This window comes from Kitasatospora sp. NPDC001527, from assembly GCF_040298605.1.
In the GTDB taxonomy this organism is placed as follows: domain Bacteria; phylum Actinomycetota; class Actinomycetes; order Streptomycetales; family Streptomycetaceae; genus Kitasatospora.
Genome location: NZ_JBEPAM010000046.1, coordinates 37,181 through 61,223 on the forward strand (window position 1 = coordinate 37,181; position 24,043 = coordinate 61,223).

Here is a 24,043-nt window from a genome sequence, read left to right on the forward strand (position 1 = left end):
GTCAAACAATCTCTGGGGAGCGTTATGCTGGCCGTCCACCACCGAAGGAGCCCCGATGGCCACCGCCCCCAGGCCCGCCCGCCTCGCCTCCCCCAGCCGGGCGGACGACAGCGGCGAGCGGCGGCGCTACTTCGCCGCGCTCACCCTGGAGCGCCCGGACGTCGCCCTGTGCCGGGCCACCACCGCGGTCGCCCGCTCCATCGAGGAGCGGCTCTCCGGCGGCCCCCTCACGGTGCCCCAGCACCTGGTGCTCAAGATGCTCGCCGCCGTCGGCAGCTGCTCCCAGCAGGAGCTCAGCGAACAGCTGCGGATCGACCGCAGCGTCATGGTCGGCTGCGTCGACACCCTGGAGGGCGCCGGTCTGGTCCGCCGCGAACGCCACCCCCGCGACCGCCGTGCCTACGCCGTCACCCTCACCGCGGAGGGCACCGCCGCCCTCGCCGAGGCCGAACGCGCCATGGCCCCGGTCCTGGACCACGCCTTCGCCGCCCTCACCCCGCAGGAGCGCGCGACGCTGGCCCGTCTCACCCGCAAGCTCCTCGACGTCCCGCCGGCCGACTGAGGCGCCCCGCCCCGCGGCCGGCCCACCGACCCCGGAGGCCACCGGCCGTGCCGCAGCTCGATCTGACCGCCGACCAGCTCCTCACCACCACCCGGGCCGTACGCCGGCGCCTCGACCTCACCCGCCCGGTCGACCGGGCGCTGGTCGAGGAGTGCCTGGCCCTCGCCACCCAGGCCCCCACCGGCCGCAACCGCCAGCGCTGGGACTTCGTGGTGGTCACCGACCCCGGGCGGCGCGCGGCCCTCGCCGGCCTCTACCGGCTCGGCCTGACCCGCCCCCGCGACCCCGTCGCCCGCACCGGCCTGGACCGCACCGCCGAGGACACCGCCCGCCGGCTGCGGCTGGCCGTGAGCGCCCAGCACCTCTTCGACCACCTGCACGAGGTCCCCGTCCTGGTGGTGCCCTGCGTGCGGATCGAGGGCCGGCACGAACTGGCCGGCCACGTCGGCCAGGCCAACACCTGGGGCTCGATCCTCCCGGCCGTCTGGCAGTTCATGCTCGCCGCCCGCTCCCGCGGCCTCGGCACCGCCTGGACCACCCCGCACCTGCACTACGAGCGCGAGGCCGCCGAGCTGCTCGGCATCCCCTACGAGACGGTCGCCCAGGCCGCGCTCGTCCCGCTCGCCCACACCCTGGGCACCGACTTCCGCCCCGGCCCGCGCGTGGACACGGCGCGGATCACCCACTGGGACAGCTGGTAGGCGCCGGACGCGCGAAGGGCCGGCCCGGGGCACCACCCCGGACCGGCCCGGCGCCGGCGGACCCGCTCAGGCCGCTATCGGCCGCTGGCTCTGCACCGCCTGCAGCAGCCCGATCGCCACCCAGGTCGAGAACATCGACGAGCCTCCGTAGGAGACGAACGGCAGCGGGATGCCGGCCACCGGCATGATGCCCAGGCACATCCCTATGTTCTCGAAGCCCTGGAAGGCGAACCAGGCGACCACCCCGGCCGCCACGATGGTGCCGTACAGGTCGGTGGCCTGGCGGGCGATCCGGCAGGCCCGCCACAGCACCACGCCGAGCAGCACGATGATCGCCATCGCCCCGAGGAAGCCCAGCTCCTCGCCGGCCACCGTGAACACGAAGTCGGTCTGCTGCTCCGGCACGAACTGCCCGGTGGTCTGCGTCCCGTGGAACAGTCCCTTGCCGGTCAGCCCGCCGGAGCCGATCGCGATCCGGGCCTGCGCGGTGTTGTAGCCGACGCCCGAGGGGTCGAGCGCCGGGTTGGCGAAGGCCGCGAAGCGGTCGATCTGGTACTTGCTCAGCACCCCGAGCTTCCAGATCGCCACGCAGCCGCCGACACCGGCCAGGATGAGCCCGAACACCCAGCGGTTGGCCGCGCCGGAGGCCAGCAGGATGCCCAGCACGATGACGGCCATCACCATCACCGAGCCGGCGTCCGGCATCAGCATCACTATGGCCATCGGCAGGGTCGCCCAGACCAGCGCGCGGAACACCGCCTTGTTCGCCGGGTACTCCCGCTCCCCCGCGTCCACCTGGTCGGACAGCACGACCGCCATCGACAGCACGATCGCCACCTTGGCGAACTCGGCCGGCTGCACCGAGAAGCCGCCGCCCAGCTGGATCCAGGAGTGCTGGCCGTTGATGGTCGAGCCGAGCGGGCTCAGCGTGGCCAGCAGCAGCAGGATCACCCCGGCGTACAGGAACGGCACGACGGTGCGGAAGCGCCGGCTCCCTATCGCTATCACCACCGCGCACAGCACCGCCCCGATCAGGACGTTGGTCAGGTGCCGGAACAGGAAGTACTGCGGGTCGCCGTGGGTGAGCGTGTCGCGCCCCCGGGTCGCCGACCAGACCAGCAGCGAGCTGCCCAGCGAGAGGACCGCCGCGGCCAGCAGCAGTATCCAGTCGATCCGCCACAGCGGGGAGTCCTTGGCCAGGGCCTTGGGCACCCCGCCGCGCTGCGGCGCGAGCCGCAGCTGGCGGTACGAGCCGTAGGAGGTCATGCCCGGCCCCTTCCGGTGGAACGGGTGGGTTCGACGGCGGCCACGGCCGCGACGAGCACCGGTGCGGTGCCGCCGGGCTGCGCCGGGTCCAGGAAGACCCGCGGCGAGTCGCCGCTCACCCCGGGGTCGCCGGCCGGGTCGCCGCCGGCGAACGAGGCCGGCTTGACGACCGCGGTGCCGTCCGGGTTGAACGTCGGCAGCTCGGCCTGCGGCTTGGGCAGCAGCGCCTTGCCCTGGTCGATGTTGCCCTTGTCGTCGACGCCGTACAGCGACTGGTAGATCCGCCGGATCGCGTCGCCGGAGCCGCCGGAGCCGGTGCCGCCCTGGCTTATCGTCATCACGACCGCGTAGTCGCGGCTGTAGGTGGTCAGGTACGAGGTGGTCTGCTTGCCCTCGACCTCGGCGGTGCCGGTCTTGGCGTGCAGCTCGATCTTGTCCTGCGGCCAGCCCGCGCCGGTGAACTTCCACGCGGCGGTACCGGTGGAGACGACGCCCTTGGTCGCCTCGTCGATGTACTGCAGGGTCCTGGCGTCGGTCGGCAGCTTGCCGTCCTCGTGCGGGGCGATCTCGCGGACCAGCTCGCCGCTCGGGCTTATCACCGCCTTGGCGACGGTCGGCCGCCAGAGCGTTCCCCCGTTGGCGAGCGCCGCGTAGATCCGCGCCATCTGCAGCGGGGTGACCAGGGTGTCGCCCTGGCCGATCGCGTAGTTGACGGCGTCACCGGCGCGCAGCACGTAGCCGTCGACGCAGTTCTCCTTGGCGATCAGGTCGGCGTACTCCTTGCCGCCCTTCTCGGCCTGCTTGCACCAGGCGTCCTTGTTGGCGTCGTAGAAGGACTGCTTCCACTGGCGGTCCGGCACCCGGCCGGTGGCCTCGGACGGCAGGTCGATGCCGGTCTTGGCGCCGAGGCCGAACTGGTGGGCGGTCTTGTAGAACCAGTCGCCGGTCTCCTTCTTCGGCTTGATGCCGCCGTCGGCCATCCACTGGTCGTAGGCGAGGCCGTAGAAGACGGTGTCGCAGGATACCTCCAGGGCCCGGGCCAGGGTGATCGAGCCGTGGCCCTGGCTCTCGAAGTTCTTGAACTCGCGGCCGCCGATGGTCAGGCTGCTCGGGCAGGGGTAGTTGCCGTTGAGCGCGTAGCCGGCCTGCGCGGCGGCGGCGGTGGAGACCACCTTGAAGGTGGAACCGGGGGCGGACTGGCCCTGTATGGCCCGGTTCAGCAGTGGGAAGTTGGAGTCCTTGCTGGTCAGTGCCTGGTAGTCCTTGCCGGAGATGCCGCCCTGCCACAGGTTGGGATCGTAGGTCGGGGCGCTGGCCATCGCCACGATCCGCCCGGTGTGCACGTCCATCACGACGGCGGCGCCGGAGTCCGCCTCGTAGTTGCGGTTGGTGTTCTTGTCGAAGGTCTTGCGGGCGTCGGCCATCGCCTGCGCCAGGTTGTCCTCGACGACCTTCTGCACCCGGGCGTCGATGCTGGTGACCAGGTTGTTGCCGGTCTGCGGGGCGGCCTGGTCGGCGGTGCCGATGACCCGCCCGAGGTTGTCCACCTCCAGCTTGGTGATGCCGGCGGTGCCGCGCAGGTCGCGGTCGTAGACGGACTCCAGCCCGGCGCGGCCGATCTGGTCGGCCGGAAGGTAGCGCTCCAGGCCGGCCTTGTCCGCGGTCTTGGAGACCTCCTCGTCGGTGACCGGCGAGAGGTAGCCGAGCACCTGGGCGAGGTTGGCGCCCTCGGCGCCGGTGTAGTGGCGCACCGCGGTGGGCTGGGCGGTGACCCCGGGGAAGTCCTCGCGGCGCTCCATTATCTGCATCGCCTGCTGGGTGGTCGCCTCCTTGGTGACCGGGATCGGCTGGTAGGGCGAGCCGTTCCAGCAGGGCTGCGGGGTCTTGGCGTCGCAGAGCCGGACCTTCTCCTGGACGTCCTTGGCGGGCATCCCGAGCACCTCGGCGAGCCGGCTCAGCACCGCCTTGCCGCCGTCCTTCTGCTGGAGCAGCGAGGTGCGGCTGACCGAGACGACCAGCTTGGTCTCGTTGCCGGCCAGGATGCGCCCGGAGGCGTCCAGGATCTCGCCGCGCACGGCCGGTTCGACGACCTCGCGGATGTGGTTGCCGGTCGCCTTGGCGGTGTAGACGCTGGCGTTGCGGATCTGCAGGTACCACAGCCGTCCGCCGAGGGTGGCGAGCAGCGAGAGCACCAGGATCTGCAGCACCACCAGACGGATCGTCACCCGCCGGGTACGGCCGGTCTCGGGGATGTTGCTCACGTCTCGTGCGCTCCAAAACAGAACAAGGGGCGGGCGGGCTGGTCGGTCCGGGGCGGGCCGGTGGCTACGGGCGCTTCCCCGCGCCGAGCAGGCGCTTTCTCTTGTAGGACGGGCCGGTCGCGGCGTCCCGGGTGGTGCGGTAGCGGGCCAGGGTGCCCAGGCCCGGGCCGCCCTCGTCGTCCTCGGCGACGGCCAGCGGGTCCTTGCCGAAGCGGCGGGCGACCAGCATCACGGCGGGCACCACGAAGGGGGCGAGCAGCAGGTCGTAGAGCAGGGCGGTGAGGACCAGCTGGCCGAGCCCGACGTGCCGGGCGGCGGTGTCGCCGACCAGCGCGCCGACCATGGCGTACAGCAGGGTGGAGGCGATCGCGGCGCCGGCCACCACCAGCAGCGCGCTGGAGACCGAGCGCTGCCGGCCGTGCTCGGGGCGCAGCAGTCCGGCGGCGTAGCCCATCAGGCAGAGCACCAGCGCGTAGCGGCCGATGGCGTGGTCGGAGGGCGGGGCGAGGTCGGCCAGCAGGCCGGCCGCGAAGCCGACCAGGCAGCCGCCGGTCGGTCCGTAGACCAGGGCGAGGCCGACGACCACGAGCAGCAGTATGTCGGGGGTGGCCCCGGGCAGTTGCAGCCGGCCGAAGACGCTGACCTGGAGCAGCAGGCCGAGCAGGATCAGCACGGCGGAGACGGGGACGCGGGCGAGGCGCATGGCTCAGTTCCCCCCAGTGGGCTTGGCGGGCGGGGCGGCGGGGGGGGCCGCCGGCGCGGCGGGCGCGGCCGGGGCGGCCTGGCCCTGGGCGGCCGGTGCGGGGGCGGGCGGCAGCACGGCGTCGCGCGGGTCGGTGCGCGGCGGGACGACGACCACGCCGACCAGGTCGAGCCGGGTGAACTGGACGAAGGGCTCGACCAGGACGGTCTTGGTGAGCTGCCCGGGAGTGGCCTCGACCTGGACGACCTTGCCGACCGGCACACCGGGGACGAACGGGCGGCCGCTCTGCGAGCCGAAGGTGACCAGCCGGTCGCCCTCCTTCACCTGGGCCTTGCCGTTGAGCAGCGAGACCTTCATGGCGCTGGTGCCGCCGCCGGCCGCGAAGCCGATCTCGCCGCTGCCCTCCAGCCGGGTGCCGGCGGTGAAGCCGGGGTCGGAGGCGAGCAGCACGGTGGAGGTGGTCGGGGCGACGGTGGTGATCCGGCCGACCAGGCCCTGGCCGTTGATGACGGTCATGTCGCGGGTGAGGCCGTCGTCGCTGCCGGCGTCGATGGTGATGGTCCAGGAGAAGCCCTGGGCCGGGCCGATCGCGATGGTCTGGGCGGCCTTGACGGTGTAGCCGCCGGCGCCTGCGGTGCGCAGCAGGTCGTCGAGCTGCTTGGTGCGCCCGCCGGCCATGTCGGAGGAGGCGAGCTTCTGCCGCAGTTCGGTGTTCTCGCGGGCGAGCTGGTCGGTGCGCCCGCTGTGCGAGGCGGCGTCGCGGAAGGCGCGGACGGTGTCGGCGACCGGGTCGACGGCGGTGGCGGCGCCGCGTTCGACCGGGCCGAGGACGGCGGCGGCCGCGCGCCGGGCGCCGCCGAGCGGGGAGCTCTCACCGCCCTTGATGTCCACGGTGATCAGTGCGAAGGCGACCGCCACCAGCAGGATGAGCAGCAGCCGGCTCTCTCGTGTGTCCCTCACGGTGCTGGTACTGCCCCTTCGTACCCCTGGCCGCCGTCCCGGGCTGTGGACCCGGGCGGGGGCCCGTCAGTTCGGCTGGTGTGTCGGTTGTGCTAACGGCGCGGTGCGGCGTCGAGTACCTGCTGGAGAGCCTCGAACTCCTCGACGCACTTGCCGGAGCCGAGGGCGACGGAGTCCAGCGGGTTCTCCGCGATGTGGATCGGCATGCCGGTCTCCCGGCGCAGCCGCTCGTCCAGGCCGCGCAGCAGGGCGCCGCCGCCGGTGAGCACGATGCCCCGGTCCATGACGTCGCCGGCCAGCTCGGGCGGGCACTGGTCGAGGGTGGTCTTCACCGCGTCGATGATCGAGTTGACCGGTTCGTCGATGGCCTCGCGGACCTCGGCGGCGGAGATGACGACGGTCTTGGGCAGGCCGCTGACCAGGTCGCGGCCGCGGATCTCGGCGTGCTCGTCCTTCTCGCCCTCCAGGCCGAAGGCGGAGCCGATGCTCATCTTGATCTGTTCGGCGCTGCGCTCGCCGAGGAGCAGCGAGTACTCCTTCTTGATGTGCTGGACGATGGCGTTGTCCAGCTCGTCGCCGGCGACCCGGATGGACTGCGCGGTGACGATGCCGCCGAGCGAGATGACGGCGACCTCGGTGGTGCCGCCGCCGATGTCGACGACCATGTTGCCGGTGGGCTCGTGGACGGGCAGCCCGGCGCCGATGGCGGCGGCCATCGGCTCCTCGATGATGTGCACCTGGCGGCAGCCGGCCTGCAGGGAGGCCTCGATGACGGCGCGGCGCTCGACGCCGGTGATGCCGGAGGGGACGCAGACGACGACCCGGGGGCGGGCGAGGAAGCGGCGGCGGTGCACCTTGAGGATGAAGTAGCGCAGCATCCGCTCGGTGATCTCGAAGTCGGCGATCACGCCGTCCTTGAGCGGGCGGATGGCGACGATGTTGCCGGGAGTGCGGCCGATCATCTTCTTGGCCTCGGCGCCGACGGCGAGGATGCCCCCGGTGTTGGTGTTCACCGCGACCACGGACGGCTCGTTGAGGACGATGCCCTTGCCCCTGACGTACACCAGCGTGTTGGCAGTTCCGAGGTCGATCGCCAAGTCGCGGCCGATGAACGACAGGTTGCTCGCCATGGGGTGGGGTGCCTTTCCCGGGCTCGGAGTCTTGTGGGGTGGACGGTGTGCGCGCCCACGTGTGGGCGGCGACCAGCTGAGCTGCCTTACCGGGCCCTTGAGTCGCGTCCATCGTAGTCACGCCGGTCGGCACGGACGTCGACGTGGGGCATACCGTCCATTGTCCGGGGCGTGATCGCTTCTCCGGGCATTGGGACGCCGTGTCGGAGGGCCTGGTTCCCTATTTCCCGATAAGAATGCCCCGGCCGGGCCAATGGTCCCGACCGGGGCCTTCCGAAGGTCCCTGATGCTCCCGCGCCCGGTCGGATCAGGCGTGGGCGGGGAAGAAGATCTTGATCTCGCGCTCGGCCGACTCGACCGAGTCGGAGGCGTGGATCAGGTTCTCGCGGGTGATCGTCGCGTAGTCGCCGCGGATGGTGCCGGCCCCGGCCTCCAGCGGGTTGGTGGCGCCGGCCAGCATGCGGATGCCGGCGATGACCTCCTCGCCCTCGACGATCAGGGCGATGGACGGGCCGGAGGTCATGAACTCCAGCAGCGGCTCGTAGAACGGGCGGCCGACGTGCTCCGCGTAGTGCTGCTCCAGCGTCGCCCGGTCGAAGGTGCGCAGCTCGACGGCGGTCAGCCGCCAGCCGGCCTTGCGCTCGATGCGGCTGATGATCTCGCCGGCCAGGCCGCGCTTGACGGCGTCGGGCTTGAGCAGGACGAGAGTGCGCTGGGACACGGGGCGTCTCCTGGGGATCGGGTTCGGCGCGCACGCGGTTCTGCGCGCACGCGCGGATCCGCGTGCGCCGTGCGACTACGCAGAGGCTACCTTGCGTGAGCGAACGCGCCGGACCCGGTCCGCGGGGGCCTCAGGCGGGTGCGGCGGCGGCCCTGGCGGCCTTGATCTCGTCGATCTTGCGGCCGTAGTGCACCGAGCACCACCACAGGCCGGCGAAGACCGCGCCGAGCCCGAACATGGTCGGCACGACGAAGCCGCTGGCGATCAGCGCGAGCTGCAGGGCCCAGCCGACGGCCACCGCGCCGGGGCGGGTGATCATGCCGCAGAGCAGCAGGCACAGCGCCATGGCCACACCGCTGACGATCCACAGCGCTCCGGTGGACACGTCGGAGAGCTGCATCGCGACCAGCGCCGCGAAGAGCACCACGAAGGCCTCGCCGATCAGCGTCGAGGAGCAGAGCGTCCTCATCGTCACTTCCTCCCGAGCAGCAGGCGGGCCTCGCCCACCGTGATGACCGAACCGGTGACCAGCACCCCGGCGCCGCCGAGGTCGCCCTCCTCCTCGGCCAGGGTGACGGCGGCGGCGATGGCGTCGTCGAGCCGGGGCTCGACCTGGACGCGCTCCTCGCCGTAGATCTCGACCGCGAGCGCGGCCAGCTCGTCCACGTCCATCGCGCGGTGGGTGGAGTTGCGGGTGACGACGACCTCGGCGAGGACCGGCTCGAAGGCCTCCAGGAGGCCGGCCACGTCCTTGTCCCCGCTGGTGCCGATGACGCCGACCAGCCGGGTGAAGCCGAAGGACTCGGTGAGCGCGGTGACGGTGGCCCGGGCGCCGTGCGGGTTGTGGGCGGCGTCCAGGACGATGGTGGGGCTGCGCCGGACGACCTCCAGGCGGCCCGGGGAGGTGACGCCGGAGAACGCCTGGCGGACCTTGTCGGCGTCGAGCTGCCCGCCGCGGGCGCCGCCGACGCCGAAGAACGCCTCGACGGCGGCGAGCGCGAGGGCCGCGTTGTGCGCCTGGTGCTCGCCGTGCAGCGGCAGGAAGACGTCCTCGTACTCCTCGCCGCCGATCCCGCGCAGGGTCACCAGCTGGCCGCCGACCGCGAGTTCGCGGTGGATGACGCCGAACTCCATGCCCTCGCGGGCGACCGTGGCGTCGACCTCGACGGCCCGCCGCAGGATGGTCTCGGCGGCGTCGAGCTGCTGCTGGGCGACGACGGCGACCGCGCCGGACTTGATGATCCCGGACTTCTCGACGGCGATCTCGCCGGTGGTCTCCCCCAGCTTGTCGGTGTGGTCCAGGCCGATCGGGGTGATCACGGCGACGGCGGCGTCGATGACGTTGGTGGCGTCCCAGGAGCCGCCCATGCCGACCTCGACCACGGCGACGTCCACCGGGGCGTCGGCGAAGGCCGCGTAGGCCATGCCGGTGAGCACCTCGAAGAACGACATCGCGACCGGCTCGCGCTCGTCGACCATCCGCACGTAGGGCTCGATGTCGCGGTAGACCTCGACGAAGCGCTCGGGGGTGATCGGGGCGCCGTCCAGGGTGATCCGCTCGGTGACGCTCTCCACGTGCGGGCTGGTGTAGCGGCCGGTGCGCAGCTCGAAGGCGCCCAGCAGCTGCTCGATCATCCGGGCGGTGGAGGTCTTGCCGTTGGTGCCGGTGATGTGGATGGACGGGAAGGACCGCTGGGGCTGGCCCAGGATGTCCATCAGGGCCTCGATCCGGTCGAGCGAGGGCTCCAGCTTGTTCTCCGGCCAGCGCTCGGAGAGTTCCACCTCGACGTCGCGCAGGGCGTCGCCGGTGCCGCCGTCGGCGGGGCGGAGGGTGTACGGGTTCGGGTCGGCCTTGTCGCTCACGACCACAGTCTACGGAGCCGGGCGCGGCACTCCCCACGGGGTGAGAACCACCACTTTGCCCGGGTTGACCGTTTCCCGCGTTTACTATCGATTTAGCGACATCAGACCGCAACGAAGCATTGATTCGCATGCCAAGAGAACAAATCACCTTTGATCTTTAGGAGCGCCACGCCATGCCCGACGCCCTGCGCGAGTTCTTCGACCTGCGTCGGGACACCTTCGTCTGGATCGGCGGGGTCGTCTCGCTGGCCCTGCTGGCCTACATGCTCCTGGTCTTCGGCCGTTTCCTGCTCTACTGGGCCGGCTCCCGGCACGCCTTCCGGCACAGCCGCCCGGCCGAACCCGGTGACCCCGCCGCCTTCGCCTGGCACCTGATGATCCCCTGCCGGGACGAGGAGACGGTGATCACCCAGACCCTCGCCGGCCTGCGGGCCGTCGCCCCCGCCGCCCACCTGTGGGTGATCGACGACGACAGCGAGGACGCCACCCGCGCGCTGGTGCTCGCCGCCGCCGAGCACGACGGGCGCGTCCACCTCGTGCAGCGCCGCCGCCCGCACGCCCGGATCGGCAAGGGCGCCGCCCTCAACGCCGCCTACCGGGAGATCTCCGCCTGGCTGCCGCCCGGCACCGACCGCTCCCGGGTGGTCCTCGGCGTCGTCGACGCCGACGGGCGGCTCGACCCCGGCACCCTCGAACAGGTCTGCAACGAGCACGCGATGGGCCGCTCCGACACCGGCGCCGTGCAGATCGGCGTACGGATGCGCAACGCCGACGACGAACGCCCGCTGCCCGGCCGGGGCCGCGCCGCCAACGCGCTGGCCCGCGCCCTGGTCCGGATGCAGGACATCGAGTTCCGGGCGAACAACGCCGGCATGCAGCTGCTGCGCCGGCGCACCGGCAGCGTCGGCCTCGGCGGCAACGGCCAGTTCGTCCGGCTCACCGCCCTGGACACGCTGACCGCCGAGGAGGGCCGCGAGGGCCGCCCCTGGCCCGAGCGCGCCCTGCTGGAGGACTACGAGTCCGGCCTGGACCTGCGGCTGGCCGGCTGGCGGCTCACCCATGTCACCGACGCCGGCGTCTCCCAGGAGGCGCTGGTCTCCTGGCGGCGCTTCCTCACCCAGCGCACCCGCTGGGCCCAGGGCAACATGCAGTGCCTGCGCTACACCGGCCGGGTGCTGCGCTCGCCGCACTACCGGCCCGCCGGCAAGGCCGAGGTGCTCTACACCTTCCTCCAGCCGGTGGTCTGCGTGCTGCTGGTGGCGCTCACCCCGCTGTCGCTCGCGATCACCGGGGCCGGCCTCGTCCTCTTCCCCGAGGAGACCGCCGACTTCCAGCTGCGCTACGGCCCGTGGATGGCCCTGGTCTTCGGCCTCGCCACCCTGCCGATGGTCTTCTGGGGCCTCGCCTACCGCCGGCTCGTCCACCCCGGCCGGCGCCGGCTCACCGGTCTGCTCTGGGGCGTCCTGCTCTGGCTCTACGCCTACCACCTGTTCGTGGTCGCCACCCGGGCCGCCGTGCGCCTGCTGCTCGGCCGCAACGGCTGGGCCAAGACCCGGCGCAACGCCGAGAAGGTCACCCTCGGCGCCCCCACCGCGCTCGAATCCTGAGCCGCCCCTCCCTCTCCCCGCCCCCTCCTCCCCTCTCCCCGGACCCGAACGGAGCCGCCGCGCCATGACCCCGTACCCGTCCCCGAGGCCCGCCGACCGCCCGCTCGCCCCCGGCAGCGTCGCCGTCGTCCTCGGCACCCGCCCCGAGCTGGTCAAGCTCGCCCCGCTGATCCACGAGCTCGGCCCCGCCACCCGCCTGGTCCACACCGGCCAGCACTGGGACGAGGCGATGTCCGGCCGCTTCCTGCGCGACCTCGGCCTGCCCCGCCCCGAGCTGCTCACCGGCGTCGGCGGCCGCCCGCGGGCCGGCCAGATCGCCCAGTCGCTCGGCCAGCTCGACGCCGCCTTCGCCGGGGACCGCCCGGCCGCCGTCGTCGTCCAGGGCGACACCAACGCCACCCTGGCCGGCGCGCTCGCCGCCAACGCCCGGGACATCCCGCTGGTGCACGTCGAGGCCGGGCTGCGCAGCTTCGACCGGGCGATGCCCGAGGAGCACAACCGGGTGATGGTCGACCACGTCGCCGACCTGCTGTGCGCCGCCACCCCCGGCAACGCCGCCAACCTGCGCGCCGAGTCGCTGCCCGGGGAGCGGATCGCGCTCACCGGCAACACCGTCGTCGAGGTGGTCCGCGGCTCGCTGCCCGACCCCCGCGACCGGGCGGCCCTGCTCGCCCGGCACGGTCTCGCCGCGGACGGCTACGTGCTGGCCACCGTCCACCGGCCGGAGAACACCGACACCGCCGAGGCGCTCGGCGCCGTCCTCGCCGAACTCGACCGGATCGCCCGGGCCGGCACCCCGGTGCTGTTCCCGATGCACCCGCGCACCCGGGCCGCCGTCGAGCGGTTCGCCCTGGACGGCCTGCTGGAGCGGCTCGCGGTGACCGGGCCGGTCGGCTACGCGGACTTCCTCGGCCTGGCCCGGCACGCCGCGCTGCTGGTCTCCGACTCCGGCGGGGTGCAGGAGGAGTGCACCGTGCTCGGCCGCCCGCTGCTGGTGGTGCGCCGCTCCACCGAGCGGCCCGAGGCCGTCGAGGCCGGCTTCGCCGCGCTGGTGGCGCCCGGCGCCGAGCTCGGCGAGCGCGCCCGGGCCTGGCTGGCCGACACCCCCGAGCGGCTCGCCCGGCTCGCGTCCGCCCCCAGCCCGTACGGCGACGGCCTGGCCTCCGCCCGGATCGCCGCCCTGACCGCCCGGCTGGCCGGGCGGCCCGACCGGGCGCCCGCCGCACCGCCGCTGGCCGCCTGAGCCGGGCCTTCGCCGAGGGCCCCTCGCCGGGGCCCTCTTGACAGCGGAATTGGTCTACTCCACCTTGTGAGGGCAAGTCTCCTACTCCGGCAGGGACTTGAGTTGTCGGTAGCTCCCGCACGCATACCCGTCGACACCCGGACGGCTCTCCCCCACGGGAGCCGCCGGCCTCCCCCACAGGAGCTGGAGTCATGCCACCTGCCCGACAGCGGCGCCCGCGCGCCGTCCACTCGATGCTCGCCGGCGCCAGTGCCGTCGCCATCGGCCTGAGCGGCCTCGTCCTCGCCGGCGGCACCGGCGCGCACGCCGCGGCCGACGTCGAACTGATCACCAACGGCGGCTTCGAGGACGCCAGCCGCCTCAACGGCTGGACCTGTACGGCCGGAGCCCCGGAGACCACCACGGTCCACTCCGGCACCGGCGCACTGCGCTCCACCCCGGGCGGCGGTGGCACCGGCGAGTGCACCCAGACCGTCGCGGTCAAGCCGTCCTCGACCTACACCCTGAGCAGCTGGGTCCAGGGCTCGTACGTCTACCTCGGCGCCCGCGGCACCGGCGGCACCGACCCGAGCACCTGGACGCCCGGCGGCAGCGCCTGGTCGAAGCTCAGCACCACCTTCACCACCGGGGCGAGCACCACCAGCGTCACCGTCTACCTGCACGGCTGGTACGGGCAGCCGGCCTTCCTGGCCGACGACGTGTCACTGCTCGGCCCGGGCGACCCCAAGCCCTCCCCCACCGCGACCAGCCCGACCGGCCCCGGCAGCCCGTCGCCCACCGACACCACCACGCCCTCCCCCACCGCCACCACGCCGCGGCCGCCGTCCAAGCACCTGCTGACCGGCTACTGGCAGAACTTCGACAACGGCGCCACCCTGCAGCGGATCAGCGACGTCCCGGCCGCCTACGACATCATCGCGGTCTCCTTCGCCGAGGCCACCGGCACGCCCGGCGGCCTGGGCTTCACCCTGGACCCGACGCTCTCCTCCCGGCTCGGCGGCTACACCGAGGCCCAGTTCAAGGCCGACATCGCGGCCAAGAAGGCGGCCGGCAAGAAGGTGATCCTCTCGGTCGGCGGCGAGAAGGGCACCGTCTCCGTCAGCAGCGCCACCTCGGCCACCAACTTCGCCAACAGCGCCTGGTCCCTGATGCAGACCTACGGCTTCGACGGCGTGGACATCGACCTGGAGAACGGCATCAACTCCACCTACATGGGCCAGGCGCTGCACTCGCTGGCCGCCAGGGCCGGCTCCGGCTTCACGCTCACCATGGCGCCGCAGACCATCGACATGCAGTCCACCGGCATGGAGTACTTCAAGCTGGCGCTGAACGTGAAGGACATCCTCACCATCGTCAACACGCAGTACTACAACTCCGGCGCCATGCTCGGCTGCGACGGCCAGGTGTACTCCCAGGGCACCGTCAACTTCCTCACCGGGCTGGCCTGCATCCAGCTCAAGGGCGGGCTGCGGCCCGACCAGGTGGGCCTCGGCGTCCCGGCCTCCACCAGCGCCGCCGGCGGCGGCTACGTCAGCCCGAGCGTGGTCAACAACGCGCTGGACTGCCTGGCCTCCGGCACCAACTGCGGCAGCTTCAAGCCCGACACCAAGTGGCCCGGCATCGGCGGGGCGATGACCTGGTCGACCAACTGGGACGCCAAGGCGGGCGGCGGCATCGCCTCCACCGTCGGCTCGCACCTGCACGCGATGCCGTAACCGGCACGCGGCCGCGGGGCCCGGGCCGGGATCAGACCCCGGCCCGGGCCTCCGGCACACCCGCGGGCGCGACGCCGTGCCGGCGGCGCAGCTCGGCGGTGATCTCGGCGAGCTCGCCCTCCGGCAGCAGCGGCAGCATCATCGCCACGCCCTGGAGCAGGCCGCCGAGCAGGAAGGTGGTGTCGGGAGTGGTGGCGACCAGGCCGCGGACCTCGGCCACCGAGCCCTCGGCGACCGCCTCGATCAGCCGGGCGGCGTCCACGCTCTCCTCGTCGACGTGGACGGCGCCGGTGTCGTCCGGGGCGCGCCGGGCCATCGCCCGCAGCACCCGGTCGCCGACCTCGGGGGCGTAGGCCTTGCGGACCGCCTCGGCCGCGATCCAGGTGAGCAGGGTGGTCACCTCGCGCTCGACGTGCTCCTCGAACAGCCGGTCCAACGCGTGGTCGAACGCGAGCTGGTTTCCGTGCCGGAAGGCGAGCAGCAGCGTCGCCGCCCGTCCCTTGGCCTCCTCGACCGCCTCGGCAGGCAGTTCGTCGGCCAGCTCCTCGGTCACCATCACGTCCATGCCCTCCCGTCGCTCCTCGCTGTCCGGAACTCGAAGCACACCGTACACAGTCGACCTGGAAACTTCCGCGAGCGCGCGCGGGCAAGACCCGAATGAATTCGGGCGGAATACGGCCCCACCCGGTCCGGGATGAATATTCGCCGGAAGGGAGCAACGGATTGGGCTATTGGGCCGCACGATTTTCCGACCTCCGGAAAAACGGCGGAGCCGCACCCCGCGTCGGCGGGGTGCGGCTCCGGGGAACCGTCGGCGTGTCAGCCCTGCGGCAGCGCCGCGAGCTGGGCGGTGATCCGGGCGATGTCGGCCTCGGCGGCCTCCTCGCGGCCCCGGATCTTGGCGACCACGTTGTCCGGCGCCTTGGCCAGGAAGGCCTCGTTGCCGAGCTTGGCGCCGCACTGGGCCTTCTCCTTCTCGGCCGCCACGAGGTCCTTGGCGAGGCGCTTGCGCTCCGCCGCGACGTCGATCGTGCCGGACAGGTCCAGCGCCACGGTGGCGCCGGCGACCGGCAGCGAGGCGGTGGCCGCGAAGCCCTCCTCCGGCACGGTGAGGCGAACCAGCGAGCGGATCGCGTCCTCGTGGACGGCCAGCACGGTGCCGTCGAGCTCCAGCTTCGCCGGGACCTTCTGGCCCGGCTTGAGGCCCTGGTCGGTGCGGAACCGGCGGACCTCGGTGACCACCTGCTGCAGCGTGGCGATCTCCGCCTCGGCGGCGGCGTCGCGGAAGCCGCTGTCCTTCGGCCAGTCGGCGATGACGACCGACTCGGCGCCGGTCAGCGTGGTCCACAGCGTCTCGGTGACGAACGGGACGATCGGGTGCAGCAGCCGCAGCGTGACGTCCAGGACCTCGCCGAGCACCCGGCGCGCGGCGTCGGCCTGCGGGCCGCCCTTGGCCAGGGTGGTCTTGGAGAGCTCGACGTACCAGTCGAAGACCTCGTCCCAGGCGAAGTGGTACAGCGCCTCGGAGAGCTTGGAGAACTGGTAGTCGTCGTACAGCGCGTCCACCTCGGCGACCGTGCTGTTGAGCCGGGAGAGGATCCAGCGGTCGGCCGAGGTCAGCTCCTCCGGCGCGGGCAGCGGGCCCTCGACGGTGGCACCGTTCATCAGCGCGAACCGGGTCGCGTTCCAGATCTTGTTGGCGAAGTTGCGCGCCGCCTGGACCCAGTCCTCGCCGATCGGGACGTCGACGCCCGGGTTGGCACCGCGCGCGAGCGTGAAGCGCAGCGCGTCCGAGCCGTACTTGTCCATCCAGTCCAGCGGGTTGACGACGTTGCCGAAGGACTTCGACATCTTCTTGCCGTTCTGGTCCCGGACCATGCCGTGCAGCGCGATGGTGTGGAACGGCGGGGTGCCGTCCATCGCGTAGAGGCCGAACATCATCATCCGGGCGACCCAGAAGAAGAGGATGTCGTAGCCGGTGACCAGGACGGAGTTCGGGTAGAACTTCGCCAGACTCTCAGTCTGCTCCGGCCAGCCCAGGGTCGAGAAGGGCCACAGTCCGGAGGAGAACCAGGTGTCGAGGACGTCGGTGTCCTGGTGCCAGCCCTCGCCGCTCGGCGGCTGCTCGTCCGGGCCGACGCAGACGATCTCGCCGTTCGGGCCGTACCAGACCGGGATCCGGTGGCCCCACCACAGCTGGCGCGAGATGCACCAGTCGTGCAGGTTGTCCACCCAGTCGAAGTAGCGCTTCTCCATCTCCTGCGGGTGGATCTTGACCTTGCCGTCGCGGACGGCGTCACCGGCCGCCTGGGCGAGCGGGCCGACCTTGACCCACCACTGCATGGACAGCCGCGGCTCGATGGTGGTCTTGCAACGCGAGCAGTGGCCCACTGAGTGGACGTAGGGGCGCTTCTCGGCGACGATCCGGCCCTCGGCGCGCAGCGCGGCGACGATCGCCGAGCGGGCCTCCAGCCGGTCCAGGCCGAGGAACGGGCCGTGCGCGGTGATGACCGCGTGCTCGTCCATCACCGCGATGTTCGGCAGGCCGTGGCGCTGGCCGATCTCGAAGTCGTTGGGGTCGTGCGCCGGGGTCACCTTGACGGCGCCGGTGCCGAACTCCGGGTCGACGTGCTCGTCGGCGACGATCGGGATCCGGCGGCCGGTCAGCGGCAGCTCGATCTCGGTGCCGACCAGGTGCTTGTAGCGCTCGTCCTCGGGGTGGACGGCGACGGCGGTGTCGCCGAGCATCGTCTCGGCCCGGGTGGTGGCGACGACGATCGCGTTCTCGCCCTCGCCGTAGCGGATCGAGACCAGCTCACCGTCGTCGTCCTGGTACTCCACCTCGATGTCCGAGATGGCGGTCAGGCAGCGCGGGCACCAGTTGATGATGCGCTCGGCGCGGTAGATCAGCTCGTCGTCGAAGAGCTTCTTGAAGATGGTCTGGACGGCCTGTGACAGCCCCTCGTCCATCGTGAAGCGCTCGCGCGACCAGTCGACGCCGTCGCCGAGCCGGCGCATCTGGCCGGAGATCTGGCCGCCGGACTCCGCCTTCCACTGCCAGACCCGCTCGACGAACGCCTCGCGGCCCAGGTCGTGCCGGGACTTGCCCTCCTTGGCCAGCTCGCGCTCGACCACGTTCTGGGTGGCGATGCCGGCGTGGTCCATGCCGGGCTGCCAGAGCGCCTCGTAGCCCTGCATCCGCTTGCGGCGGACGAGGGCGTCGATCAGCGTGTGCTCGAAGGCGTGGCCCAGGTGGAGCGAGCCGGTGACGTTCGGCGGCGGGATGACGATGGTGTACGGCGGCTTGTCACTCTCGGCGTCGGCGGTGAAGTAACCGCGCTCTACCCAGCGCTCGTACAGCTCGCCCTCTACGTCCGCCGGAGCGTAGGTCGTCGGGAGGGTGGCTGCTTCGTCCCCGGCGGGCGTGCTCGCGGGGCGCTGGTTCGTGGTGTCGGTCACGACGGACAGTTTACGTAACCCGGGAACCGGCTCACGAACCGCTTTCACCCCCCGGACACCGCGACCGGCCGCGACGGGCCCGCGCGGGAGCCGCGACGGTGTTCCCCGTCCGGGTGACGGACCGGTGCGATAACGTGCCGGACATTCGTCCGAGCCTTCGAGCGAGCCCGGCACCACCGTCCCAGGAAGGGCCTCCGTGACCGAGCAGAACCCCTACGGCGCGCCGCCACCGCCCGCCGGACAGCCCCAGCCCGGGCAGCCCTACGGCGGCCCGCCCGTGCCGCCGCAGGCCCCGCCGCCCTACGGCGCCCCCGCGCCGCAGCCCTACGGTGCCCCGGCACCCCAGCCCTACGGCGCCGTCCCGCCGCAGCCCGGCGTGCCCGGCCCGCCGGGAGCGCCCGGCTACCCCGCGTACGGCGCCTTCCCCGCCGCCCCGCCGCCGCGCCGCTCCCGGCGCACCCTCGGCATCCTCATCGGCGTGTTCGTGCTCGTGCTGGCCCTGATCGGTGGCGCGGTCGCGTACTTCGTCTTCGACGTCACCTCCAACGCCGGCACCCAGAAGGTCGTCCTGCCCACCACCTTCAACGGCCTCAGCAGGGACGAGAACAACGAGGTCGCCCGGCAGATGGAGGACGCCATCACCGCCCAGCTGGGCAAGGGCGACGGCGGCTGGAACCCGACCGGCGTCAGCGCCGTCTACCAGGACGCCACCGAGGAGCCCAAGCTCGTGGTGCTCGGCGCCTACGGCAAGGTGCTCGCCCCCAAGACCGAGCTCAACGCCATGTTCAAGGGTCTGCAGTCCGACGGCACCACGGTCAGCGACCGGCACCCCGTCGACCCGGGTCCCAAGGGCGGCAGCATGGAGTGCGGCACGGCCTCCCAGGAAGGCACCGACCTGGGCGTCTGCGCCTGGAGCGACTCCAGCAGCCTGGTCATGGTGATGAGCCCGCCGGCCGAGGCGGGCGGACGCCCCGACCTCGACAAGCTGGCCTCGGACACCCGCGCGCTGCGCGCCGTCGCCGAGATCCCGAAGTAGGCGGCGACGGCCGAGGGCCCCGGCGCCGCCCGTGGAGGCGGTACCGGGGCCCTCGTCGTCCCGTCGCCGGGCGCGGCCGTCAGGCGCTCTTGTCGCGCCGCTCCCGCTTGATCATGTCGCGCGGCACCAGGGTCGGGATGGCGTGCTTGGAGACGACGTCCCCGGTCACCACCACGCGGGCGACGTCCTGGCGCGAGGGCACCTCGTACATCACGGACATCAGCACCTCCTCCATGATGGCCCGCAGGCCCCGCGCGCCGGTGCCGCGCAGGATCGCCTGGTCGGCGATCGCCTCCAGCGCGTCCCGGGAGAACTCCAGCTCCACGCCGTCCAGTTCGAAGAGCTTGCGGTACTGCTTGACCAGCGCGTTCTTCGGCTCGGTGAGGATCTGCAGGAGCGCCTCGCGGTCCAGGTTGTGCACGCTGGTGATCACCGGGAGGCGGCCGATGAACTCCGGGATCATGCCGAACTTGACCAGGTCCTCCGGCATCACCTGACGGAAGTGGTCGCTGGCGTCCAGCTCCCGCTTGGAGCGGATGTTCGCCCCGAAGCCGATGCCCTTGGCGCCCGCCCGGCCCTCGATGATCCGCTCCAGGCCCGCGAACGCGCCGCCCACGATGAACAGCACATTGGTGGTGTCGATCTGGATGAACTCCTGGTGCGGGTGCTTGCGCCCGCCCTGCGGCGGCACCGAGGCGGTGGTGCCCTCCAGGATCTTCAGCAGCGCCTGCTGCACGCCCTCGCCGGAGACGTCCCTGGTGATCGACGGGTTCTCGCTCTTGCGCGCGACCTTGTCGATCTCGTCGATGTAGATGATCCCGGTCTCGGCCTTCTTGACGTCGTAGTCCGCCGCCTGGATCAGCTTGAGCAGGATGTTCTCGACGTCCTCGCCGACGTAGCCGGCCTCGGTGAGCGCGGTGGCGTCGGCGATCGCGAACGGCACGTTCAGCATCCGGGCCAGGGTCTGCGCCAGCAGCGTCTTGCCGGAGCCGGTCGGGCCCAGCAGCAGGATGTTGGACTTCGCCAGCTCGATGGCGTCCTCGCGGCCGTTGCCGCCGCTGCGGCCGGCCTCACCAGCCTGCACCCGCTTGTAGTGGTTGTAGACGGCCACCGACAGGGCCTTCTTGGCGAGGTCCTGGCCGACCACGTACTGATCCAGGAACTCGTAGATCTCGCGGGGCTTCGGGAGCTCCTCGAAGCGCACCTCGGAGGTCTCGGCGAGCTCCTCCTCGATGATCTCGTTGCACAGGTCGATGCACTCGTCGCAGATGTACACGCCTGGGCCGGCGATCAGCTTCTTCACCTGCTTCTGCGACTTGCCGCAGAACGAGCACTTGAGCAGGTCGCCACCGTCTCCGATGCGTGCCACGAGGTGCTTCCCCTTCGCCAGGGGCCCCGCGGGAGTTCCGGGGCCTGGTGCTGTGGACCGTCGACGCCGACGGCGATCGGTCTCGCTATCCGACGGTACTCTGCCGAGCCGCCGATTCCGCCCTCTTCGCCGGGTCTGCCCTACGCCCTGGGCGAATTGATACCGAACAGATGCCGTCGGAGCGGCCCCCGGTGCCCTCCCGCCCGGGGACGGGCCCGGGCGGGAGGTGCCGACCTCAGGAGGTCAGCGAGGCCTTGCGGGTCGAGATGACCAGGTCGACCAGACCGTACTCGACGGCCTCCTCGGCCGTGAGGATCTTGTCGCGCTCGATGTCGTCGCGGACCTGCTCGACCGAGCGGTTGGAGTGCTTGGACAGCATCTCCTCCAGCTGCTCGCGCATCCGGAAGATCTCCCTGGCCTGGATCTCCAGGTCGGAGACCTGGCCGCGGCCGGTCTCGGTGTACGGCTGGTGGATCAGGATACGGGCGTTCGGCAGCGCCATCCGCTTGCCGGGGGTGCCGGCCGCCAGCAGCACGGCCGCCGCCGAGGCCGCCTGGCCCATGCAGACGGTGGTGATGTCCGGCTTGACGTACTGCATGGTGTCGTAGATGGCCGTCAGGGCCGTGAACGAGCCGCCGGGCGAGTTGATGTACATCTGGATCTCACGGTCCGGGTCCATCGACTCCAGGCACAGCAGCTGCGCCATGATGTCGTTGGCCGAGACGTCGTCCACCTGCGAGCCGAGGAAGATGATGCGCTCCTCGAACAGCTTGGCGTACGGGTCGTACTCGCGGATGCCCTGCGAGGTGCGCTCGACGAAGCGCGGGACGATGTAGCGGCCCTCGGCCCGCATGTCCTCGACGCGGGCCTTGGCGGCCGACAGGCTGGGGATGTTCATGGGTGTTCTGGTCCTCCGGAGCGTTGTGGCTGTGGTCTCGTGGGCCGGGCCGAGGCTCAGGCGCCGGTGCCGCCGCCGCCGGGGACGTCCGCGGCACTGTGCATGATCGCGTCGATCAGGCCGTACTCCAGGGCCTCCTCCGGCGTGAACCAGCGGTCGCGGTCGGAGTCCTGGGTGATCTGCTCGAAGGACTGGCCGCTGTGGAACGCGATCAGCTCGGACATCCGCTTCTTGGTGCGCAGCAGCTGCTCCGCCTGGATGCGGATGTCGGTGGCCGAGCCGCCGAGGCCGGCGGAGGGCTGGTGCATGAGGATGTTGGCGTTCGGCAGCGAGAAGCGCTTGCCCTTGGCACCGGCGGTCAGCAGGAACTGGCCCATCGAGGCCGCCATGCCCATCGCGATGGTGACGACGTCGTTCTTGATGTACTGCATGGTGTCGTAGATCGCCATGCCGGCCGAGATCGAGCCGCCCGGGGAGTTGATGTAGAGGAAGATGTCCTTGTCCGGGTCCGCGGCCAGCAGCAGCAGCTGAGCGGTGATCTTGTTCGCGATGTCGTCGTCGACCTGCTGGCCGAGGAAGATGATCCGCTCGTTGAGCAGCCGGTTGTAGACCTGGTCGCCGAGGCCGCCCAGCACGTCACCAGCGGCGGCGTGCGGCGCCATCGGGCCGGGCATCTGCATCTGCGGGTACGTCACTTAGCCACCTGCTCAGTCGATTTGGACGGTCGCTCCACGGCCGTCACGATGTCGCACAGCTTCCGGGTATCACGTCGTGATTGTTGCTGTCCATGGACCCTAACGCGCAGGCCGGGCCGCTGAATCCCTCACGCAGAACTGTTCGCTGTGAGCGCAGGGTTCGCGGGCGCGGCGGGCCCGGCCGGGGAACGGCGCGGGCCCGGACACCGTACGGCGTCCGGGCCCGCGCTCGGCCTCAGGGCGAGCGAGGCGACCGCGGCGGTCAGGCCTCGGTCTTCTCCTCGGCCTCGGCCTCGGCGGCCGGGGCCTCGACGGTCTCGGCCGACTCGTCGGCCTCGTCGTCGTCGAAGTTGATCTCGTTGCCCTCGGTGTCGACGACCTTGGCGGCCTCGACCACGGTGGCCAGCGCCTTGCCGCGGGCGACCTCGCCGACCAGCAGCGGAACCTGACCGCCCTGGACGACCTGCTGGGCGAACTGGTCCGGGGTCAGGCCCGAACCGGCGGCACGGCGGATGAGGTGCTCGGTCAGCTCCTCCTGGGAGACGTTGAGCTCCTCGTCGGCGACGATCTGGTCCAGGACGAACTGGGTCTTGATGCCCTTCTTCGCCTGCTCGTCGAGCTCCGCGAGGTACTCCTCCTCCGACTTGCCCTGGGTCTCCAGGTAGCTCGCCAGGGTGAGGCCCATCGGTTCCAGCTGGTGGTGCTCGAGGTTGTGCTTGCGGGTCTCGATCTCGTCCTTGAGGAGCTTCTCCGGGAACTCGATCTCGACCAGGCCGAGCAGCGCGTCGAGGACCTTCTCCTGGGCCTGGGTGGCCTGGTCGTACTCCTTCATGCGCTCCAGGCGCTTGCGGGAGTCGGCCTTCAGGTCCTCCAGGGTGTCGAACTCGCTGGCCAGCTGGGCGAACTCGTCGTCCAGCTCGGGCAGCTCCTTCTCCTGGACGGCGGTGACCTTGACGGTGACCTCGGAGGTCTTGCCGGCCTGGGTGCCACCCTTGAGCTCGGTGGTGAAGGTGGCGGTGGCGCCGGCCTCCAGGCCGACGACGGCCTCGTCGATGCCGTCGATCAGACGGCCCGAGCCGATCTCGTAGCTCACGCCGGCGGCGGTGCCGTCCTCCGGCACCTCGCCGTCGACCTTGGCCTCGAGGTCGACGACCACGATGTCGCCGGTGGCGGCGGCGCGCTCGACGTCCTTGACCGAGGAGAAGCGCTCGCGCAGCTGCTCCAGGGACTTGGCGACGTCCTCGTCGGTGACCGCGATCGGGTCGACGGTGACCTCGATGGTCGAGAACTCCGGCAGGGTGATCTCCGGGCGGACGTCGACCTCGGCGGTGAACTTCAGGTCACCGCCGTCGACGAGGTTCTCGACACCCTCGATGTTGGTGATGTCGGGCTGGCCGAGGACCTCGATCTTGCCCTCGTCGACGGCCTGGGTGTAGAAGCGCGGCAGGGCGTCGTTGACGGCCTCCTCCAGCACGGCACCACGGCCGAAACGCTGGTCGATGATCCGGTTCGGCACCTTGCCCTTGCGGAAGCCCGGGACCTGGACCTGCTTCTTGATCTTGTCGTACGCCGCGTCGAGGCTGGGCTTGAGCTCCTCGAAGGGCACCTCGACGGTGAGTCGAACCCGGGTCGGGTTCAGAGTCTCGACGGCGCTCTTCACGGTTAGGTCTCCTATGGGCTTGCGGTCAGGTTGCCTCCGCCGTCCCCTGGGCCGCCGGCCTGGGCCGGTTGCGGGCGGGTCGGGCGAGACGGGCGATGGGCGGTTGGAGCTGCATCTCCCGTGGGGGGTGGACGGTGAGCGTGACTCCTCGCCCTCGTGCGGTTGACCTGGGTGGACGCCACAGGGACTACCGC

General features: G+C 71.7%; 20 protein-coding genes. 6 read left to right on the top strand and 14 right to left on the bottom strand.

What is annotated here, in order from left to right; translation table 11 throughout:
- Nucleotides 1-55 precede the first annotated feature (55 nt).
- Together ABT238_RS30845 and ABT238_RS30850 are read left to right on the top strand one after the other, a co-directional pair.
- Nucleotides 56-562 (top strand): MarR family winged helix-turn-helix transcriptional regulator, encoded by a 507-nt coding sequence (locus tag ABT238_RS30845; RefSeq protein WP_350569280.1) that lies wholly within the window; start codon nucleotides 56-58, stop codon nucleotides 560-562.
- Between the two features lie 47 nt (nucleotides 563-609).
- Entirely contained in the window at nucleotides 610-1,263 is a 654-nt protein-coding gene (locus ABT238_RS30850; RefSeq protein WP_350569281.1) for a nitroreductase family protein, read from the top strand.
- Nucleotides 1,264-1,329: 66 nt separating this feature from the next.
- On the opposite strand, the gene rodA is transcribed toward ABT238_RS30850, so the two are convergent.
- The 8 genes from rodA to folC form a co-directional block, all read right to left on the bottom strand.
- Nucleotides 1,330-2,529 (bottom strand): rod shape-determining protein RodA, encoded by a 1,200-nt coding sequence (rodA, locus tag ABT238_RS30855; protein WP_350569282.1) that lies wholly within the window; start codon nucleotides 2,527-2,529, stop codon nucleotides 1,330-1,332.
- A complete protein-coding gene (mrdA, locus tag ABT238_RS30860) occupies nucleotides 2,526-4,790 on the bottom strand; it encodes a penicillin-binding protein 2 (RefSeq protein ID WP_350569284.1) in 2,265 nt (754 codons plus the stop codon). The genes rodA and mrdA overlap by 4 nt, the downstream gene beginning before the upstream one ends.
- A 64-nt stretch (nucleotides 4,791-4,854) precedes the next feature.
- Nucleotides 4,855-5,493, bottom strand: a complete 639-nt coding sequence (gene mreD, locus ABT238_RS30865) for a rod shape-determining protein MreD (protein WP_350569286.1) — start codon at nucleotides 5,491-5,493, stop codon at nucleotides 4,855-4,857.
- Nucleotides 5,494-5,496: 3 nt separating this feature from the next.
- A complete protein-coding gene (gene mreC, locus ABT238_RS30870; protein ID WP_350801938.1) occupies nucleotides 5,497-6,453 on the bottom strand; it encodes a rod shape-determining protein MreC in 957 nt (318 codons plus the stop codon).
- 92 nt (nucleotides 6,454-6,545) lie between these two features.
- Nucleotides 6,546-7,571, bottom strand: a complete 1,026-nt coding sequence (locus ABT238_RS30875) for a rod shape-determining protein (RefSeq protein ID WP_350569342.1) — start codon at nucleotides 7,569-7,571, stop codon at nucleotides 6,546-6,548.
- Between the two features lie 319 nt (nucleotides 7,572-7,890).
- A complete protein-coding gene (ndk, locus tag ABT238_RS30880) occupies nucleotides 7,891-8,304 on the bottom strand; it encodes a nucleoside-diphosphate kinase (RefSeq protein ID WP_350569289.1) in 414 nt (137 codons plus the stop codon).
- Nucleotides 8,305-8,434: 130 nt separating this feature from the next.
- Nucleotides 8,435-8,773, bottom strand: coding sequence for a DUF4233 domain-containing protein (locus ABT238_RS30885; protein ID WP_350569291.1), 339 nt, complete (start codon nucleotides 8,771-8,773; stop codon nucleotides 8,435-8,437).
- 2 nt (nucleotides 8,774-8,775) lie between these two features.
- Nucleotides 8,776-10,167 (bottom strand): bifunctional tetrahydrofolate synthase/dihydrofolate synthase, encoded by a 1,392-nt coding sequence (folC, locus tag ABT238_RS30890; protein ID WP_350569293.1) that lies wholly within the window; start codon nucleotides 10,165-10,167, stop codon nucleotides 8,776-8,778.
- 173 nt (nucleotides 10,168-10,340) lie between these two features.
- Here folC and ABT238_RS30895 point away from each other — a divergent pair, with 173 nt between their 5' ends.
- From ABT238_RS30895 to ABT238_RS30905, 3 genes are all read left to right on the top strand, one after another.
- Nucleotides 10,341-11,774, top strand: coding sequence for an XrtP-associated glycosyltransferase (locus ABT238_RS30895; RefSeq protein ID WP_350801943.1), 1,434 nt, complete (start codon nucleotides 10,341-10,343; stop codon nucleotides 11,772-11,774).
- Between the two features lie 64 nt (nucleotides 11,775-11,838).
- A complete protein-coding gene (wecB, locus tag ABT238_RS30900) occupies nucleotides 11,839-13,017 on the top strand; it encodes a non-hydrolyzing UDP-N-acetylglucosamine 2-epimerase (RefSeq protein WP_350801946.1) in 1,179 nt (392 codons plus the stop codon).
- Between the two features lie 191 nt (nucleotides 13,018-13,208).
- Nucleotides 13,209-14,732 (top strand): chitinase, encoded by a 1,524-nt coding sequence (locus ABT238_RS30905; RefSeq protein WP_350569298.1) that lies wholly within the window; start codon nucleotides 13,209-13,211, stop codon nucleotides 14,730-14,732.
- A 31-nt stretch (nucleotides 14,733-14,763) separates the two neighbouring features.
- Here the strand turns inward: ABT238_RS30905 and ABT238_RS30910 are convergent, their stop codons facing one another.
- Nucleotides 14,764-15,297 carry a hypothetical protein gene (locus ABT238_RS30910; RefSeq protein WP_350569299.1) on the bottom strand — a complete coding sequence of 178 codons (534 nt, stop codon included), beginning with the start codon at nucleotides 15,295-15,297 and terminating at the stop codon, nucleotides 14,764-14,766.
- Nucleotides 15,298-15,551: 254 nt separating this feature from the next.
- Nucleotides 15,552-18,191: a valine--tRNA ligase gene (locus tag ABT238_RS30915; RefSeq protein WP_350801954.1), complete on the bottom strand. Its 2,640-nt coding sequence runs from the start codon at nucleotides 18,189-18,191 to the stop codon at nucleotides 15,552-15,554.
- Between the two features lie 196 nt (nucleotides 18,192-18,387).
- On the opposite strand from ABT238_RS30915, the gene ABT238_RS30920 reads away from it, so the two are divergent.
- Nucleotides 18,388-19,227: a hypothetical protein gene (locus tag ABT238_RS30920; protein ID WP_350569303.1), complete on the top strand. Its 840-nt coding sequence runs from the start codon at nucleotides 18,388-18,390 to the stop codon at nucleotides 19,225-19,227.
- 79 nt (nucleotides 19,228-19,306) lie between these two features.
- Here the strand turns inward: ABT238_RS30920 and clpX are convergent, their stop codons facing one another.
- The 4 genes from clpX to tig form a co-directional block, all read right to left on the bottom strand.
- Entirely contained in the window at nucleotides 19,307-20,596 is a 1,290-nt protein-coding gene (gene clpX / locus ABT238_RS30925) for an ATP-dependent Clp protease ATP-binding subunit ClpX (RefSeq protein ID WP_350569305.1), read from the bottom strand.
- A gap of 235 nt (nucleotides 20,597-20,831) precedes the next feature.
- Nucleotides 20,832-21,494 (bottom strand): ATP-dependent Clp protease proteolytic subunit, encoded by a 663-nt coding sequence (locus ABT238_RS30930; protein ID WP_350569306.1) that lies wholly within the window; start codon nucleotides 21,492-21,494, stop codon nucleotides 20,832-20,834.
- Nucleotides 21,495-21,550: 56 nt separating this feature from the next.
- A complete protein-coding gene (locus ABT238_RS30935) occupies nucleotides 21,551-22,168 on the bottom strand; it encodes an ATP-dependent Clp protease proteolytic subunit (protein WP_376096046.1) in 618 nt (205 codons plus the stop codon).
- A 283-nt stretch (nucleotides 22,169-22,451) separates the two neighbouring features.
- Nucleotides 22,452-23,849, bottom strand: coding sequence for a trigger factor (gene tig, locus ABT238_RS30940; RefSeq protein WP_350569307.1), 1,398 nt, complete (start codon nucleotides 23,847-23,849; stop codon nucleotides 22,452-22,454).
- Nucleotides 23,850-24,043 lie beyond the last annotated feature (194 nt).

Coding starts and splice junctions, on each gene's coding strand:
- ABT238_RS30845 (WP_350569280.1), top strand. CDS start 56: ATGGCCACCGCCCCCAGGCCCGCCCGCCTCGCCTCCCCCAGCCGGGCG.
- rodA (WP_350569282.1), bottom strand. CDS start 2,529: ATGACCTCCTACGGCTCGTACCGCCAGCTGCGGCTCGCGCCGCAGCGC.
- mreD (WP_350569286.1), bottom strand. CDS start 5,493: ATGCGCCTCGCCCGCGTCCCCGTCTCCGCCGTGCTGATCCTGCTCGGC.
- ABT238_RS30885 (WP_350569291.1), bottom strand. CDS start 8,773: ATGAGGACGCTCTGCTCCTCGACGCTGATCGGCGAGGCCTTCGTGGTG.
- ABT238_RS30895 (WP_350801943.1), top strand. CDS start 10,341: ATGCCCGACGCCCTGCGCGAGTTCTTCGACCTGCGTCGGGACACCTTC.
- wecB (WP_350801946.1), top strand. CDS start 11,839: ATGACCCCGTACCCGTCCCCGAGGCCCGCCGACCGCCCGCTCGCCCCC.
- ABT238_RS30905 (WP_350569298.1), top strand. CDS start 13,209: ATGCCACCTGCCCGACAGCGGCGCCCGCGCGCCGTCCACTCGATGCTC.
- ABT238_RS30910 (WP_350569299.1), bottom strand. CDS start 15,297: ATGGACGTGATGGTGACCGAGGAGCTGGCCGACGAACTGCCTGCCGAG.
- ABT238_RS30930 (WP_350569306.1), bottom strand. CDS start 21,494: ATGAACATCCCCAGCCTGTCGGCCGCCAAGGCCCGCGTCGAGGACATG.
- ABT238_RS30935 (WP_376096046.1), bottom strand. CDS start 22,168: ATGCCCGGCCCGATGGCGCCGCACGCCGCCGCTGGTGACGTGCTGGGC.